The organism is Pseudomonas hefeiensis, assembly GCF_030687835.1.
In the GTDB taxonomy this organism is placed as follows: domain Bacteria; phylum Pseudomonadota; class Gammaproteobacteria; order Pseudomonadales; family Pseudomonadaceae; genus Aquipseudomonas; species Aquipseudomonas hefeiensis.
Map to the genome: position 1 here is coordinate 3,235,302 of NZ_CP117449.1, position 16,457 is coordinate 3,251,758.

The following is a 16,457-nucleotide window of genomic DNA, read 5'->3' on the forward strand; positions in this document are numbered from 1 at the left end:
GGCCTTCATGAAGGTCACAACTGTGCCAAGCCCTATGTTCATTGACTTCAAGTCCGACAAGACCGCACCGATCGCGGTGAATTTGGCGAACCTTCAGACCGACTTTAAATCAGGGCTGAAATTCCCTGAAAGGTCATTATATTGATAATTAAATCCAAATAAAGTCAACATAATGACTGTTGCAGCTGAAGGTTGCTGAGGCGGATCAATAGTTGGGAGCGCTGCGTGCGTGCCGTATCGAGGATTTCCAGCACGAGCAAATGCTTGGCTTCCAGGCCCTGCCAGCCACAGGGTTCGCTTGGATGCCGAAATCCTGAACGCTGACGAAGGTGTTTGGCTATCACTTATCAGGACCATTTGCTATGCCGCAGCGGGCATTCAACCGTTGCCGCTTAGATATTGTTGTATCTACATGACAGACCGAATTCTCACATCATGGGACCGAGTATGGATAATTGGCGTATTTTTCATCAGCAATTTCCTGGCATGTGATACATCTGAGAAAACTACAAAGAGGTCAGCATGGACCGAATAAAGGGAACCGCCGTTCTCGACAAAACCTTCGACATTCTTGAAGCCATCGGACTCTCCACTGACGGCCTGGATAATCAGCAACTCGCCGCACAGTTGAACCTCCCTCGTGCCACGCTTTATCGCCTACTGGCCCTTTTGATTGAACGTGGCATGGTGCGCCGTGACGCCAACAATAAATGCTACCGCTTGGGCTTTCGTTACCTGGAGTTGGTGCGCGGTGCCTGGATGGAGCCGGATCTGATCGCTGCTGCGAGCTTCGAGCTGCGCGCCTTGCGTGATTTGACCGGGGAAACTACCTATCTGGCGATTCGCGACGGCGATCAGGTGTTGTCCCTGGAGCGCTGTGATGGCGCCCACAGCCGACGCTCCGCCGCCTCGATGGGCCAGCGCAAGGCCATGTACTGCACGGGGCAGGGCAAGGCGATCCTCAGTGCATTGGCGGATGAAGAGCGGCGTGAGCTGGTCAAGCACATGACCCTTACTGCCCTGACACCGCTGACTATCACCGACCGCAACCGCCTGATGACCGAATTGGATGTCACCCGCGTGCGCGGCTATGCCATCGATGACGAAGAAATTGTGCTCGGCGTGCGCTGCGTAGCCGCGCCCGGTGGTGGACAGCGCGGGCCAGGTACGCGGCGCGCTGAGCATCGCCGGCCCGGCCTATCGCCTGACCCTGGAACGATTGACCCTGCTCGGTCCGGAAGTGGCGGCATCGGCGCAGCGGGTGGGTAGCCAACTGGCGGTGAAGCAGGCCGAGGCGCGCCCGGATGAGTTGCAGCCGGTGAGTAGCCAATGGGCATTTTTGGGCGGGCACCCGCGTTGGAGTGCCAGTGAAAAATGCTTGTACTGGGCGGATAAACTCGGCCCGGCGGTCTTCCGCCATGGCGGCGAAGGTACCAAGCGGATCCTGCGCACCGAAAAACCGATCATGGGCCTGGAACTCACGCCGAACGGGCTGTTTGTGGCGCTGGAGGACGAGTACTTTCTCTTCGACAAAGGTGAGGTGCGGCATCGTACCCCTTGGGGTTTTGGTACACCCACCTGCCTGTGTTGTGATCGTGACGGGCGGGTCTGGGCGGCGATCCGAATGGGCAGCGGCCAGTGGAAGGTCGGCGAAGTCTCCCGCGATGGCACACTCACCAGCCATTGGCAGATCAGTGAGGCCATAGGCGCGCTGTGCTGGGATTCGCCGCGTCAGCAGTTGTTCGCGCTGGCGCCAGAGTCTGGCAGTGTGTACCGGCTGCGCGCTGGCGGCGAAGTGCGCCGGTTCACCAGCATGCCCAAGGGCTCGGGCCAACTCAGTGGCCTGGCGGTGGATGAGGACGGCAGCGTGTGGACGGCGTTGTCCGGCGGCTGGAGCATCGTCAAGTTTGACCACGAGGGCAACCTGGAGCGCATGCTCGGTGTACCGGTCGCGTCGCCCACCGACCTGTGCTTTGGGGCGGTCGATGGGCGTACTCTGTTTGTCACCTCATCGCGGCAGGCGGTCAGCCGGCAGGCGCTCAAGAATGCTCCATGGTCCGGGACCGTCATGAGTACGCCTGCCGGCAGCCAAGGTGCGCCTGCCCCGCTGACCCGGGGCCCGGCCTAAGGGTTATTTCAAGGCGAAGGTATAGGAGAGGATGACGCGGCTCTCATCACGTCGTCCGGTGGCGTCACCCTGTATCTCGACATTGCGCAGGCGCAGTGCCAAGTCCTTGAATGTGCCCGACTGGATCACATAGCTCAGGTCGATGTTGCGTTCCCATTCCTTGCCCGGCCGGCCGTTGACCTCGAAGTTGTCCCCATGCACATAACGCGCAAACGCAGTCAGGCCCGGCACGCCCCAGCCGGCGAAGTTGATGTCGTAGCGGCCTTGCCACGACCGTTCCTGGGCGCGGTCGAAGCGCATCACCTGGATCGCGTTGCCCACGCCAGGCAGATCGGTTTCCTGCAGAAACGGCAGCGCGCTGTCGCCGGCGTTGTATTGGTAACCCACGGTGACTTTGTGCATGTTGTAGGCGGCGCTGGCCAGGGCCGAGGTCAGGCGACTGTCGAGGGCACCGGCGAGGGCTGATCCGGCTTCGCCCGTGTCCATATGGCTCATGGTGCCCGCCAGGCGCCAGGCGCCCACATCCACAAACTTCGAGGCGGTGATCAGTTTCTGCTGATAGACGTCCTCCAATTCGCCGGCCCACACGCCCAGGCTGAACGACTGCACCGGGGCCCAGGTAGTGCCCAAGTAGTTGAAGCGGTCACTGCTGACGTTCAGGTAGTTACCGGTCTGCATATCGGTGGAGTGGGAGAACCCGCGATAGTTAGTCTGGCGCATCTGTCCGAGGCTGAAGGTGAAATGCTTGATCTCCTGACTGTCGATCGTCACCCCTTCGAAGAATTGCGGCAGCAGGCGTGAGTCGCCGGCGTACACCAGTGGAATCTTGGGAAACAGCCCGCCGATCTTCAGTTCGGTCTTGGAATACTTCAGTTTCAGCGCAGCGGTACCTTCGGAATACTCATTGACCGAGCGCGGGTCACTGTCGCGTGGGGCACCCAGTCGCTTGGTAAAACCGGGTAGTAGCTCGCTGCCGCTGCGGGCGGGCGAGGAGTCGAGCTTGAGGCCAAGCCCGGCATAGACGTCCACGCCAACGCCGATGGGCGTGTCGGTGTAGCCTGATTGGGCCTTGAAGATAAAGCCTTGGGCCCACTCTTCGATTTTAGACTGCGCCGGCGCCTTGGCGTCGCGCAGGTCGTGATTGTAGTAGAAGTTGCGCAGGGTCAGCGAAGCTTTGCCGTCATCGATGAGGTCGGCATAGGCCACGACGGGTGCAAGACCCAGGCTGAGAATAGGCAGGGAGCGATAGAAGTTCATTGTTATTGTTGTCCTTCGGTGTGGGTCTGATCGGGTCAGGCAGGGGTCCAGGTGAGTGAAAGCGCAGCGCTCAGCGTTTGCCCTGCGTCGAGCACTTGGGTGCCTCGCTCGGGCCATTGCGCGGGTGGCGTGTTGAAGGCGTCCGCCAGGTGCGATACCGGCTCCAGGCACAGGTAGGGCGCACCGGATGGGGCAAAAACCACCAGGTGACTCAATGGCATCTCCGCCGTCAGCAGCACCTGGCCCTGGGGGTAGTCGAGTTGCAGGCGTCCGTCCCAGCGTGAGCCGTACACCGCCACTTCATGGGCGACATCGGCTGGCAGCAGTAGCGGCTCGCTCAGTTCGCGCACGCTACCGGTGGGCAGGTAGTCCGAGTCGATGTCCCAGGCCAGGGCAGGGGCGAAGCGTACGGTCATGCCGGGGTGGCGCTGGAAGTACGGGTGCATGCCCAGGCCCGCCGGCATTGAGGTGTGACCCAGGTTGGTGACCGACAGTTGCAGCCGCACACCGTCGCTGTGGAGTTCGAAGCGTTGTTGGAAACGCACCGGCCATGGCCAGTGTTCGCCGCTATAGTCCACTGCCAGCAGGGCGTAGGTGGCGCTGTGTTCGATCACATCCCAGGTCAGGGTGTGGCTGACGCCATGCAGCGTGTGCGGGCGGGCGGCGGGGTGTGCCGGCAACGCATGGATCAGGCCCGCGTGCTTCAGATGCGCATTGCGCAGGCGGTTGGAGTAGGGCAGAAGCGGGTAGGCGCCACCTCGCGGCCAATTCAGCGGATCAAAGCTGTCGGTATGGAGCGGAGTTAACACATCCAGCTCGCCTACCTTGAGGCTGGCTATGCGGCCGCCCCATTGTGGTAATAAGGTCAGGGACCAGACTTCGTTGTGCAATGCCAGGGTATGCATGGTCGCTCCGTATTTTTTCGGGCATGCAGGAGCCTGGCCGGCGGCCCGAGGGCGCCGGAGAGGGCTAGTGCGTCAAGGGTTGGGTCAGTTGCGCTGGAAGCGCTCGAACACGTTCATGTCCATGTCCAGGCCAAGTCCGGGGCCCTGCGGCACGCTCAGTTCACCGTCATGCAGCAGGCCGCGCACGTCATAGAGCCAGCCTTGTGGCTGCACATACAGGTACTCCACCTGGGGTACCGTTGGCTGGACTGCCGCCAGGTGCAAGGTGGCGATCAGGCCCGGTCCGAAATACGGGGTATGCGGCAATACCACAGTGTCGTGCAGGCTGGCCAACTCGGCGATGCGCAGGCATTCGGTAATGCCGCCGACCTTGGTCACACTATGCTGGATCGAATCCACTGCGCCCATCTTGAGGGCCTGTTCGAATTGGTGCGTGGTGCACCAATTCTCGCCTGCTGAGATCGGCACGCCGGCGCCGCGGAGGCTGGCCAGGGTGGCGAAGTCTTCCGGCGGGAAAATCGGCTCTTCCAGCCACGCCAGTTTCAGGCCTGCCAGGCGCGGCAACCAAGTGCGTACATCCTCCTCTTTCCAGGCGCAGTTCACGTCAGAGGCCAAAGGTGTATCGGCACCTATGGCGTCACGACAACGGGCGATCTCCTCGATGCTCACTTCATGCAGCTTGATGGTCTTGAAGCCTTGCTCCAGCGCTTTCTGGCAAACCATGGGCGCCACGCTGTTCTCGCCGTAGCGCACCAGGCTGGCATAGGCGGGAATCGAGGTGCGGGTTGCTTCGCCCAGCAGACGATGCAGTGGTACGCCTTCACGGCGTGCCTTGAGGTCCCACAGCGCCATGTCCACACCCGAGAGCGCAAAGGTGGTGACGCCATAGCGACCAAACAGATGCAGCGCCAGTTGGGTATCCAGGTTCCACTGGGCGATATCATGCACTTCGCGACCGACCAGCAACGGCATGAACAAGCGCTGGATCAGTGCGCGGGTAGCATTGGCGACGAAGTAACCGAATGCCTCACCCCAGCCTACGTTGCCGCATTCGTCTTCTACCCGGACCAGCACGTTTTCCAGTGTGTTCCAAGTGGTCGGCGTGACATCGTGCCCTTTGCCACCATCGGTGAAGGGGATCTCGACAATGTAAGTGTCCAGTCGGGTGATTTTCATGAGCGAGCCCCCAGCAAGGCCGTCAGCGCAGCACTGGCGTAGCTGCCGCCGACGTGGTCACGTCCGGAGTGAACAGGGTCCATTGCCTCGTACGGCAGGAAGTCGGCAGCCAGGTGGTCGGCAGCGTTATCCTGAGGTGCATAACCCAGTGCGCGGGCACGGGCATTGCTGAACAATGCATCAGGGCACTCAGACACACCGTAGACAATTTCGTGGCTGACCTGCGGATGCTCCAGGCCGATGCGCACCAGTTGCGCCAAGTCGCGGGCGCTGGTCCATAGGCGCAGGCGGCGGGCATCGCTGACCTTGGCATCAGCGTTGCCAATACGGATCACAAAGGTTGGCAGCTTATACCGCAGGGTCCAGGCGGCGCAGGCGGCTTCACCGAACACTTTGCTCAAGGCGTAGTAGCTGTCGGCGGCAGCCGGCATTTCGTCGAAGGTCTCGGCAGCGTCAGTGCGGTACTGACCGAGCACATGGTGGCTGCTGGTAAAGATGAAACGTTGCACACCATGGCGTTCTGCCGCTTCGAGCAGGTAAAGGGTGGCGTGGTAGTTCGGCTCCACGGTGCTGCCAAAGGCGATCCCGGTGCCATGGGCGCACGCCAAGTGCAGCACCGCATGGCTGCCGGCGACGGCCTGATCGACAAAGGCCGGGTCGGTCAGATCACCCACCAGTGCGGTTTCGCCTGCTTCAAGACCGAGGATCGGTTGACGGTCGAGCAAGCGCAGCCGGTATTTCTGGCGCAAGTAAGGACGCAGGGCGGTGCCAACGATGCCGGCGGCACCTGTGATCAAAAGTGTTTGCATAGCCAATACTCGAATGCTTGTCCGTGCCGCCCGCGCACGGGCGGCGAAAAAATCAGGCGGTTGCTGCTACAGCCTGTGGGGCTGTGGGCGCCGTCACGAAGAACGCCACGATCAAGGCGCCGAAAATGCCGAGGATACCCGCCAGGCCAAAACCGCTAGCAAAGGTGCCGGTGCTCTGGATGATGATCCCGGTGAGCGTCGGCGCGACGATGCCGGACAGGTTGGCGAGTCCATGCATGAAGCCCCCGGCCGTACCTACCTGGTGATCCGGCACCGCGTCCTGGATCAGCGACCAGTACGCAGGGGCCGAAAGCATCAGGAAACCAATCGCCGCGGTCATCACCACTACGGTCGATGTCACGCTCTCCAGTTGCCCTGTGATACCGATGCAGCACGAAGCGATCAGTAAGCAAGTTACCAGCACTACCTTGCGCGAGAACAACCGGCGGCCCGTGCGCTTGAAGACCCAGTCGATCAACACCCCGCCCGCGATAAAGCCGAGGGTGCCGACAAACCACGGCAGGGCGGTGACGATGCTCATGGACTTGAGGTCGATGCCCTTGGCATCGATCAGGTAGCTGGGGAACCAGGTCATGAAAAAGTAGAGGATGTAGTTGTAGCAAAACAGCGAGACACCGGTGACCAGTACAGCCCGTTGCATGATGATCTGCATCACTGGCGTACGCGGTGCCTCTGCTGTCGCCTGCACCGGAACTTCACGGTCGGCGTTGATCAGTGCCAGTTCCTGCAGGCCTACCTTGGGGTGTTCCTTGGGCGTGGACGCGGCCATGCGGAACCAGGCGATTGCCCAGACGATACCGATGCTGGCAATCACCACGAACGCCACGCGCCAGCCCAGCCACAAGGCTAGGAAACCGACGATCGGGCCCGCAAGTGCACCGCCCAGCGGGCCGCCGGCTTGGGCGAAACCAATGGCGCGGGCACGTTCTTTGATGGGGAACCAACTGTTGATGGCTTTATTGGCCGTGGTACTGACCGGGCCTTCGCCCACGCCAAACAATGCGCGCACGATCAGCAACGACCAGAAGTTAAACGCCAGGGCCGTGCAACCGCAGAGCACCGACCAGAACCCCATCGACCAGGTGAGCACACGCTTGGGCCCGAAACGGTCGGCCAGGTAGCCCCCGACAAAACAGAACAACGCATAACCAAAGAAAAAACTGGAGAAGATCAGGCCCTTCTCCGACGGTGTCAGGTGGTAATCCTGGGTGATGAAGGGCATTGCAATCGACAGTGCAGCACGGTCCACGTAGTTGATGACCATGGCCAGGAACAGCATCGTCAAGATCACCCAACGATAGGGTTTGTTGTTATTCATCGCTGTCTCCGCGCGCCCTCGTTGGGGCGCGCCTATTGTTGTGGTCGAGCGGGTTTCAGCAGGTGTAGTCCACAGCAACCCATTCGAAGTACTGCTTCAGGTCCTTGACGAGCGCCTGGTGGGCTGGGTGGGGCAGGTAACGCTCCACCGCGTCGGCATCGTCGAAGCTTGAGTCAAGCAGGTAGTCCCAGCAAATGGGACGATCCAGCTCATTGGCCGCGACGGTCCAGTCGCGGATGAAATCGATCTGTTCCGGCAGGTGCTGCATACGCTGCACCAGTTGCTGTTCCAGATCCAGGTTCACGGCCACCTCAGGCAGGCGGCGGAACATGACGAGGTGTCGCATCATGGCGCTAGCCTCCTTACGCCTGGGCCCAGGCCGGTGCGTCTTGCAGGGCCACCGGGCGCAGGAAGCGCTCGATGGCGGCGTAGCCGACCGAAGTGGTCTGTGGTGTGGTGGAACTCGGCCATGGACCGCCATGTTGCTGAGCGGCGCAAACCGCCACACCGGTCGGCACGCCGGTGAACAGCACGCGGCCCGATACCGCTTCGGCGACCTGTACCAGTGCGCGGTTGGCTGAGGTGTCTTCGTTGGCCCCCCACAACGTGGTAGTCAACGTGCCGCCGACGGCCTGCAAGACCTGGTGGACCTGCGCCAGATCACGCGCCTTCACGACCAATGCGCCGGGGCCGAACATTTCTTCGCGCAGCGCCGGGTTCTGAATAAAGGTCGGCGCATCGGTGGCGTACACCCGTGGCGCCGGACCTTGTACATCCGGGCCGGGTGCGAGCAGGGTGGTGGCATGGCCTGCCACATGGGTGCTGGCCGTCTCAAAACCCTGACGCATGCTTGGGGTGAGCATGGCGTGAGTTTGGATCGGCGCCAGTGCTTCACAGAGTTGGCCGATGAAACGCTCGCTGGTCGTTCCATTAAGCACCACAATCAAGCCCGGGCTGGTGCAGAACTGACCGCACCCCATGGTGATCGAGGTGGCGAGTGTGTTGGCCAGTTCGGCGCTGTTTTGCTCCAGCGCGGCTGGCAGGGCCACCAACGGGTTGATCGAACCCAGCTCGCCAAAAAACGGCACCGGGCGTGAGCGCTCATTGGCCAGTTTCCACAAGGCGGTACCGCCCTGGAACGAACCGGTGAATGCCACGGCGGCGATGTCCGGGTGTTGCACCAGATAGCCACCGGCGCCACGGCTGGCGTTATCCACCAAGGTCAGCAAACCTTCAGGCAAGCCTTGGGCACGCACCACCTCACGGGCCAGATCGAACACGACCTGGGACAGGCGCGGATGACCGGAGTGGACCTTGACCACCACCGGGCATCCTGCCGCCAGGGCCGATGCGGTGTCGCCGCCGAGTACGGAAAACGCGAAGGGGAAGTTGCTCGCTGAGAACATTGCTACTGGGCCCAGTGGGCGCAGTACACGAGTCAGTTGCGGACGACCGGCAGGCGGTGCGCCGGCCACGGCTTCGTCAACAACGCGGGTATAGGCGGGCCCGATGGAGAGGCCATCGGCAAACCCGCGCAATTGGAAAGCTGTGCGCGCAATTTCACCGCCCAGGCGTCCGGCACCCAAGTGGGTTTCTTCGTCGGCCAGGGCAATCAGGCTGTCCTTTTGCGCCTCCAGGGCTTCAGCCAGTCCGCGCAGCAATGAGGCACGTACCGTTGCGCTGGCTTGCGCCCACAGCGGTGCGGCAGCGCGAGCTTGGGCAACGGCGGCGTCGACTACGGAATATTCGCTCATCTCAAGCCTCCAGGGGGGTCAAGTGGTAGCCGCGACCTTCGTAGTCGAAGGCCACCAGTTCATTGATGGTCACGTCCTGCTTGGCAGGCGAGGCGTAGTAAGCGCGAATCTCGCTGATCAGGCCCGTGTCCTTGTCGAAGATGTACCACTCGTCTCCACGCAAGGCGGTGCCCAGCTTGCTTTTCCAGTGGGTCCACTCGATCACGGCTTCATTGCTGTCGTGGCTCACCAGGATCTTCTCGATGGTCCACTGCGAACCCAGGTTTGCCACGCACCACTGCCACTTGCGCGCGATGGTGTCGGCGGTGCGCCACGGAATCTCCGGCAGACCGTCCGGAAAGTAGTGCACGGCGTCCGGGGTGAAGCAGCTGACCAGCGCGTCGTAGTCCGCTGCATTGCACGCGTCGAAGTAGCGACGGATGGTTTGGGCGTGTTTGTGCTCGGCCATGATCAAACTCCTGTGCCGATAATTGACGGAATGTGTGGGCGACCGGAGGCAACCCAATCCTGGTAGGCCGCGACGGCCTCGGGGCTTGGCGGGTAAACGCCCCACAGTGCTTCACCGGCGGCGATGCGCATGGCCAGGTAGTTTTCGATGTCGTCCTGTTCCAGGCACACCTCGGCCAGTTCCTCAGCCAGGTGCGCGGGCACCAGGGTCAGGCCATCGGCGTCGCCGACAATCACGTCACCGGGGTACACGGCGATGCCGGCGCAGCCAATCGGCACCTGCAGGTCGGCCACGTGGTGGTAGGAAATGCGCGTGGTGGCGACGATTTCGCGAGCGTAAGCGGGCAATGGCAGTTCAGCGATCTCGCTGCCGTCGCGCAATGCGCCGTCGGTCACGATGCCACGGGCACCGCGAGCGAGCAGGCGGGTCACCAGGATGTTACCGGCGGACGCGGCAGCGGCGTCGTTGCGGCTGTCGATCACCAACACGTCGCCCGGCTGGATCTGCTCCACACCTTGCCATTGCAGGTTGTCGCCGTTGGGTTTGGTGGTCATGGTGCCGTAGGTGTCGATGTCTTCACGGGCCGGGATAAAGCGCATGGTGAAAGCACGTCCAGCGAACGGCTTGGCGGTGCGGCTCATGGCCTTGAGGCCGACAAATGCCGGCTGACGATAGCCGCGCTTGAACAGTTGGGTGGTCAACGAACCGCTGGAGCAACGGGCCAGTTTTTCCAGTGTCTGGTCGCTGACGGTTACGTCGCGCTTGGCCGTGTTTTCGTTTGCTTCAGCGTATTGGTGAATAGCCATTCGGTTCTCCTGGCATCCCGTGACGACGGGGTAAGTTCTGCTCGCGGTGACAATCATCTGGCGAGGCGAGCGATGGGCCGATGCTATGCGCAACCTCGGCCGTGGCAAAACATCGCGGCGTATGCTGAGGGCTTGCTGTCTCACATCGCGGGACTCGCCTCGGCGCAGCCGCACGGCGTCATGCGAGGGCAACGCCGCTGCGCGGTAGTCTGGGCCGGTGTTCTTTCCCAAGGATTGCCCCGATGCCCCTGTACTCGCTTGATCCCGCCTTGCAGGCCTATGTCGATACCAGTGCCAGTTTCACTCCCCTCAACGACACGCTTTCTGCGCGACGCACAGCGTTTGCCGAGGCCTGTCGGCATTTCACGCCGCCTGCCCCGGCGCACCTGCTGATTGACGATCAGTGTGTGGGCGGGCGGCAGGTGAGAATCTATTTCCCGGCGGGTGATGTACCTCACGGCGGCTGGCCCACGGTGTTGTACCTACACGGCGGCGGCTGGAGCATGGGTGCGCACGACACCCATGACTGGTTTGCCTTCGCCCTGGCCCGGCGCCTGCAGGTTGCACTGGTGGCCGTGGACTACCGACTGGCGCCGGAGCATCCGTTTCCCGCGCCATTGGAGGATGCGTTAATGGTGTGGCTGCACTTGCGCGAAGGACGGTTGGCCGGACTTTCTTCTGAGCGCCTGGCAGTGGCAGGAGACAGCGCCGGTGGGACCTTGGCGGCAGGGTTATGTGTTGCGCTGCGTGAGCGAGGCTTAGCCCAGCCGTACCTGCAGGCATTGGTGTACCCGGTACTCAGTGCACATCAGCAGTTCGCCTCCATGCGCGAACATGCCTGCGCACCGATGCTCACCACGCAAGGGCTGATGGCGTCGCTTGCTGGATATGTGCCAGACGAGTCTAGTCAGCGCGACCCCCAGGCCTTGGCACTGGAGCAGGAGGCCGCCACTGGACTGGCTCCGGCATTTGTTGGCGTGGCGCAGTGGGATCCGCTCTGTGATCAAGGCCGGGCCTACGTGGCGATGTTAAGACAGGCCCAGGTGCCTGCCGAACTGTACGTCGGTGAAGGGCTAGTGCACGCCAGCCTGCGTGCGAGTGGGGTTGCGGCAGTGGAGAGTTTCTATGACGCAGTTGCCGCCGCCTTGCGCACTGCATTGTTATAAGGCTCCGTACTTGGGAGAGTCTCACTGAGTGAGACGCTGGCACGGAAAAATCCTCAGCCGGGTATGGCCCATCAACCCCACCATCAGAGTGACTTTTTCGAGATTGGGACTGCCGGACCTCAGGCTGGGGGCATCCTTTTCAAACCATCCAAAGCATGCCCTCAGATGTACCCCCAATGGAGCAATCCACTGGAAGTGAATGGAGCTCCATGGGTGGTGGAAAGGCAGAAATGATCAGCTAAACAGCCTGCCCGACGACGCCTAAAGACTCTCAGGATCCCCAAAAAACATCTGAATCCGCGAACGCAACCAGCGCTCACCCGGGTCGTTGTCCTGGGAACCGCGCCAGGCCATGTGCAGTTCGAAGCTGCGTACCGGAATCGGTGGGTCCTCGGCGCGAACGCCGCCAGCGGCGGTCAGAGCGTCGGCGGTGTAGTCGGGCACGATGGCGATGATGTCAGTGCCCGCCAGCAGCGTGCTCAGGCCATTGAACTGCGGCACGGCCAGTACCACGTGACGCTTGCGGTCCAGTTTCTCCAGCTCTTCATCGATGAAACCGCTCAGATCGCCGGCGAAGGACACCAGGGCATGGGGCCGGGCGCAGAATTCATCCAGGGCCAGCCGTCCTGGGGCCGTGTCGGCCCGCAGTACTTTGGGCAGGCTGCGCCGCAAGACTTTACGCTTGGCGTTGGCCGGCAGATCCTCGGTGTAGCTGACGCCGATGGAGATTTCGCCGGACGCCAGCAGACCCGGCATCAGGATGTAGTTGACTCGCCGCACCACCAGCACAATGCCGGGTGCCTCGGCCCGCAGGCGTTTGAGCAGCATCGGCAGCAGGGCGAACTCGGCATCGTCCGACAGGCCGATACGAAACACCGAGGTGCTGGTGGCCGGGTCGAACTCCGCCGCACGGCTGACTGCCGTGGAGATCGAATCCAGGGCCGGGGAGAGCAGGGCGAAGATCTCGACTGCCCGGGCCGAAGGTTCCATGCTGCGACCGGTGCGCACGAACAGCGGGTCATCAAACAGGTTGCGCAGGCGCGACAGTGCGGCACTGATGGCCGGCTGGCCGAGGAACAGCTTCTCGGCGGCTCGGGTCACACTGCGTTCATGCATCAATGTTTCGAACACGATCAACAGGTTCAGGTCGACACGACGCAGGTCATTACGATTCATCTGGGGTCCTGGCAGATTCAGCAAGCTTGACGTGAGCGGCCATATGAGAACAATGACCGGCATGAATCTTACGGGGAAAGACTGGTACTCTGCACCGGCTAATTGCTTTTTCTTAGGGTAGACCCTGCAGGACTGGCTCAATTTTTTGCTGCGGAATCAATGACAGGCATGTCGACTATTAATAGCCACTGATGGTCTTGGGTACAAAGCCCGGATAGAGTTCATGGCATTAGAGGTTACTTTGACGAGGTTTGCGATGTCCCGCACGATCCGTTTTCACAAGTTTGGTGGTGCCGAGGTGCTCAAATGCGAAGAGCATGCGGCGGCTCTTCCTGCGCCAGGAGAAGTGCAGGTCCGTGTCGAAGCGATCGGCATCAGTTGGTATGACATCCTGTGGCGCCAGAACCTGGCGTCGTCCCAGGCACACCTGCCTTCGGGCCTTGGTCATGAAATGGCCGGGGTGGTGACGGCTGTCGGAGACGGTGTCGACGACCTGGCTGTAGGCGACAAAGTTGCCAGTTTCCCTGCCGAGAGCCCGAACGATTACCCGGTGTACGGTGAGATCATCGTGCTGCCGCGTACCGCGCTGACCCGTTATCCCGATGTGCTCACCCCGATTGAAGCCGCGGTGCACTACACGCCCCTGCTGATCGCCTATTTCGCCTATGTGGACTTGGCACGGGTCAAGCCGGGGCAGTTTGCCCTGGTCACCGATGCCAGTCATTGCGCCGGCCCATCCTTCGTGCAACTGGGCAAGGCCTTGGGTGTGCGGGTGATCGCAGCCACCAAGACCGCCGACGAGCGTGAGTACCTGCTGTCGCTCGGTGCTGAGAAAGTGATCGTCACCGAAGAGCAGGACTTGCTGATGCAAATCAACAAGCTCACTGATAACCGTGGCGTCGATGTGGTGTTCGATGGCCTCGGCGGGCCGCAAATGTCGCTGCTCGGCGACGTGCTCGCACCTCGGGGCAGCCTGGTGCTGTATGGCTTGCAGGGCGGTAACCAGACACCGTTCCCAGCCTGCGCGGCGTTCCAGAAGAACATTCAATTCTTTGTACACTGCATCGGCAATTTTACCGGCAAGCCGGAACTGGGCATCATCCAGGACCAGGTGGCTTTGCAGCGAGCACTGCGTGATATCAATCAACTGACCGCCGATCGCGTGCTGTTGCCGCTCAAGACCCGGGTGTTTCCATTCTCCGAGTTTGTTGAAGCCCACCGTTACATGGGCGAATGCCCCTGCCGTGAACGCGTCGCCCTTGAGGTAGTCGACCCTACCTGATTCTCCTCCTGCGCAAGAGTCATCGTTCAGACTCTTGCGCTGCCTTCGCCCGTCTCGCCCCTCCGCTCTCATGCCCCGGCTCCTGAAGTCTGGCGGTGATGCCCTCGCGCCCGGCAATCACCCTCGATTGGACGCTGCTGTTCGCTAAAAACCAGAAAACTGTTTAATCGCCATGGAACTGAACTGGTTTTTGCCCTCAATCTGTATCTTCTAATCGTTATTTAAGTCCTGATAATTGAACGCTGATTTCCATCTCAAGGAAGAAGTCGTGGCGCAATACAAGTTTTTAGAAGATCGTCATCCTTCAGGGCCGGCTCAAGCCGCTTCAGGCGTTACTTGGTTTAACGCTATCAGTCGCCTTTGGGGAAAACAGACGGGGGCTGGGGGTCAATTCAAGTTAGGCATGTTCTTTGTTTTTCGTACTCATTGTCTGAAGGACGTTGTCGGAATTCTCCTAGGACGCGCTAAAAAAACGACGGAACCCTTTGATCTAGCGGCTTGCAGGCACGCACCCAAGCAAAGGAGGCGAACGCTCCAGCACATGTATCAAATAATTACGACAAGCAAAGCTTGAGCGTATTACCAATACTCTTTGCAGTACTAAAACAATCCATCCAGACCAACCCGTCGCTCGGTCACGTTGTGCGGGTGCGACGCCGATAGTTGAATTTCCAGGTAAATGGCTATGAGTGCAATTCATGAGCAGGCAATGACTCACGTGTATCAGCAGATACTGCAGCGATTGTCAGGTTTTTATTCCCGCGCGGAACGTACTGCGTTGCAGCTTTTGATCCAGCGTTTAATTGTCGCGGCCGGAGGCATTGACCGGATCGGCGACTATCGCGTGTTGACAGTCCAGAACGGGAGCCGGGACAGCTTTTATGTCCTGGCGGCGTTGCGGGCCGCGCAATTGAGCATCGCGGGCCGGCATCCGGTGACCTTCGACCTGCGCGTCGCCACCCCTCGTTTGAGCGAAACCACCCAGGCGACCCTGGAAAACATCCACCGCTGCTATAGCGCGCTGTTCGTCTACGACGATCCCCGGGTGGAGCTGCTGATGGCGGATAACCGCGAAGTGGTGCCATTCAATCACAAGCAGCCTTTGTCGGTGGTCGGGCATGAGGCCAATCGCATGGACGCGCTCGTTCTGGGCCACCTGCGCTCGGTCGACAGCCCCTTGGAGGTAGGTGATCACGGCTACCTGGCGATGGCGGAGTTCTACCGGCATATGGCTCGTTGGGAGAGCGGGGTGGACTCGTTAGTCAGCAGTGATACGCCTCGCGAGCAAAAACAGTTCATGTCGGGCCTTCGGCGCGCTGCCCGCAAGGTAGGCCTGGCCACTGACCCGTCCAGCGGTTTCGACAGTCTCTTCGCGCAACTCGATACCCTGGGCGCGAATCCCTACCAGGGTTTTTATGGCCAGGACCACCTGGGCGCGTGGAGACCCGAGGGGCATTTCGAGGCTTGTCGGCGCGTGAGCCATATTGGTATCGACGATCTGATCGTCGACAGCTCGGAAGAAACCAACTGGCCGCTGTTCAGTGAGTTTCTGCGGGTACGGACCGATGAATTCGTCGCATCGGCGCCGGAAAACGAGTACCTCAGCCCGCTGATGTCGGCTCATTTGCATGGCCTTCAGGCCTGCTATCTGCAGGGGCGCAGCTACGAAGCGGGTTACGGGGACTACGTACAACGAGCAATCATGATCATGCACCGCAAGCAACTGCCCGAGCACGTCTGCGAACAGGCCAGGACGCTGTTTGGCCCACCCTCGGCCATCCCCGAGCGCCGTGCCCAGGCCGCCAGCGAAGCGCACAAAACCCTGGGGCTCAACGAAACGCAACTGGTGTGCATGTTGTTCGCCCCATTCGTTGAGCAAGGCGCAGGCCTGGAGCACTTCCTGCGTTGCTGCCATCCCGGCATGCTGGTGGCGATGCCGGACCTGCACAAGGCCATGCAGGGCGCGAACATCGCCGATCAGGTGGCCCAATGGATGGTCGATGTCAGCGGCCTGCCCATCGACATGGTCGGCAAGCTGTATCGGGCGAGCATTACGCCGCTGGAGCAGGAAGTGGTGTCGGGGATTGATTCGCGCAACGCCATTGATGACGTCGACGCTGAAGAAGCCGGGCAGGGCGCCGACGCCTTGCGCGAACGTTCGGCACGGCATTGAGGGTCGAGGTTTGACGGATTCATTCGCCACGTATCCGG

General features: G+C 61.1%; 15 protein-coding genes. 5 read left to right on the forward strand and 10 right to left on the reverse strand.

Annotation, left to right across the window (positions count from 1 at the left end; genetic code table 11):
* Positions 1–522: 522 nt before the first annotated feature.
* Positions 523–1,269, forward strand: a complete 747-nt coding sequence (locus PSH57_RS14300; RefSeq protein WP_305444661.1) for an IclR family transcriptional regulator — start codon at positions 523–525, stop codon at positions 1,267–1,269.
* Positions 1,270–1,813: 544 nt separating this feature from the next.
* Positions 1,814–2,128, forward strand: a complete 315-nt coding sequence (locus tag PSH57_RS29310; protein WP_422766100.1) for an SMP-30/gluconolactonase/LRE family protein — start codon at positions 1,814–1,816, stop codon at positions 2,126–2,128.
* A gap of 3 nt (positions 2,129–2,131) precedes the next feature.
* On the opposite strand, the gene PSH57_RS14310 is transcribed toward PSH57_RS29310, so the two are convergent.
* The 9 genes from PSH57_RS14310 to PSH57_RS14350 all read right to left on the reverse strand — a co-directional run bounded on the left by PSH57_RS14310 (position 2,132) and on the right by PSH57_RS14350 (position 10,622).
* On the reverse strand, positions 2,132–3,385 hold the full coding sequence (locus PSH57_RS14310; RefSeq protein ID WP_305415839.1) for an OprD family outer membrane porin: 1,254 nt from the start codon (positions 3,383–3,385) through the stop codon (positions 2,132–2,134).
* A 35-nt stretch (positions 3,386–3,420) separates the two neighbouring features.
* A complete protein-coding gene (locus PSH57_RS14315; protein WP_305383556.1) occupies positions 3,421–4,290 on the reverse strand; it encodes an aldose epimerase family protein in 870 nt (289 codons plus the stop codon).
* 84 nt (positions 4,291–4,374) lie between these two features.
* Positions 4,375–5,466, reverse strand: a complete 1,092-nt coding sequence (locus PSH57_RS14320; protein WP_305444663.1) for a mandelate racemase/muconate lactonizing enzyme family protein — start codon at positions 5,464–5,466, stop codon at positions 4,375–4,377.
* Positions 5,463–6,275 (reverse strand): NAD-dependent epimerase/dehydratase family protein, encoded by an 813-nt coding sequence (locus tag PSH57_RS14325; protein WP_305383558.1) that lies wholly within the window; start codon positions 6,273–6,275, stop codon positions 5,463–5,465. The genes PSH57_RS14320 and PSH57_RS14325 overlap by 4 nt, the downstream gene beginning before the upstream one ends.
* 52 nt (positions 6,276–6,327) lie before the next feature.
* Positions 6,328–7,614, reverse strand: coding sequence for an MFS transporter (locus PSH57_RS14330; RefSeq protein WP_305415841.1), 1,287 nt, complete (start codon positions 7,612–7,614; stop codon positions 6,328–6,330).
* A 55-nt stretch (positions 7,615–7,669) separates the two neighbouring features.
* Positions 7,670–7,963: a Dabb family protein gene (locus PSH57_RS14335; RefSeq protein WP_305383560.1), complete on the reverse strand. Its 294-nt coding sequence runs from the start codon at positions 7,961–7,963 to the stop codon at positions 7,670–7,672.
* A gap of 13 nt (positions 7,964–7,976) precedes the next feature.
* Positions 7,977–9,368 carry an aldehyde dehydrogenase (NADP(+)) gene (locus PSH57_RS14340; protein WP_305383562.1) on the reverse strand — a complete coding sequence of 464 codons (1,392 nt, stop codon included), beginning with the start codon at positions 9,366–9,368 and terminating at the stop codon, positions 7,977–7,979.
* Position 9,369: 1 nt separating this feature from the next.
* Positions 9,370–9,816 carry a nuclear transport factor 2 family protein gene (locus PSH57_RS14345; RefSeq protein WP_305383564.1) on the reverse strand — a complete coding sequence of 149 codons (447 nt, stop codon included), beginning with the start codon at positions 9,814–9,816 and terminating at the stop codon, positions 9,370–9,372.
* Between the two features lie 2 nt (positions 9,817–9,818).
* On the reverse strand, positions 9,819–10,622 hold the full coding sequence (locus PSH57_RS14350; RefSeq protein ID WP_305383566.1) for an RraA family protein: 804 nt from the start codon (positions 10,620–10,622) through the stop codon (positions 9,819–9,821).
* A gap of 242 nt (positions 10,623–10,864) precedes the next feature.
* Here PSH57_RS14350 and PSH57_RS14355 point away from each other — a divergent pair, with 242 nt between their 5' ends.
* On the forward strand, positions 10,865–11,788 hold the full coding sequence (locus PSH57_RS14355) for an alpha/beta hydrolase (RefSeq protein ID WP_305383567.1): 924 nt from the start codon (positions 10,865–10,867) through the stop codon (positions 11,786–11,788).
* Positions 11,789–12,049: 261 nt separating this feature from the next.
* On the opposite strand, the gene PSH57_RS14360 is transcribed toward PSH57_RS14355, so the two are convergent.
* Positions 12,050–12,964 (reverse strand): LysR family transcriptional regulator, encoded by a 915-nt coding sequence (locus tag PSH57_RS14360; protein ID WP_305383568.1) that lies wholly within the window; start codon positions 12,962–12,964, stop codon positions 12,050–12,052.
* 256 nt (positions 12,965–13,220) lie between these two features.
* Between PSH57_RS14360 and PSH57_RS14365 the strand changes: the two genes are divergently transcribed.
* Both PSH57_RS14365 and PSH57_RS14370 read left to right on the forward strand, forming a co-directional pair.
* Positions 13,221–14,246, forward strand: a complete 1,026-nt coding sequence (locus PSH57_RS14365; RefSeq protein WP_305383569.1) for a zinc-dependent alcohol dehydrogenase family protein — start codon at positions 13,221–13,223, stop codon at positions 14,244–14,246.
* Positions 14,247–14,931: 685 nt separating this feature from the next.
* The gene (locus PSH57_RS14370; RefSeq protein ID WP_305383570.1) at positions 14,932–16,419 is read left to right on the forward strand and encodes a hypothetical protein; all 1,488 of its coding nucleotides are present in this window, start codon (positions 14,932–14,934) and stop codon (positions 16,417–16,419) included.
* Positions 16,420–16,457 lie beyond the last annotated feature (38 nt).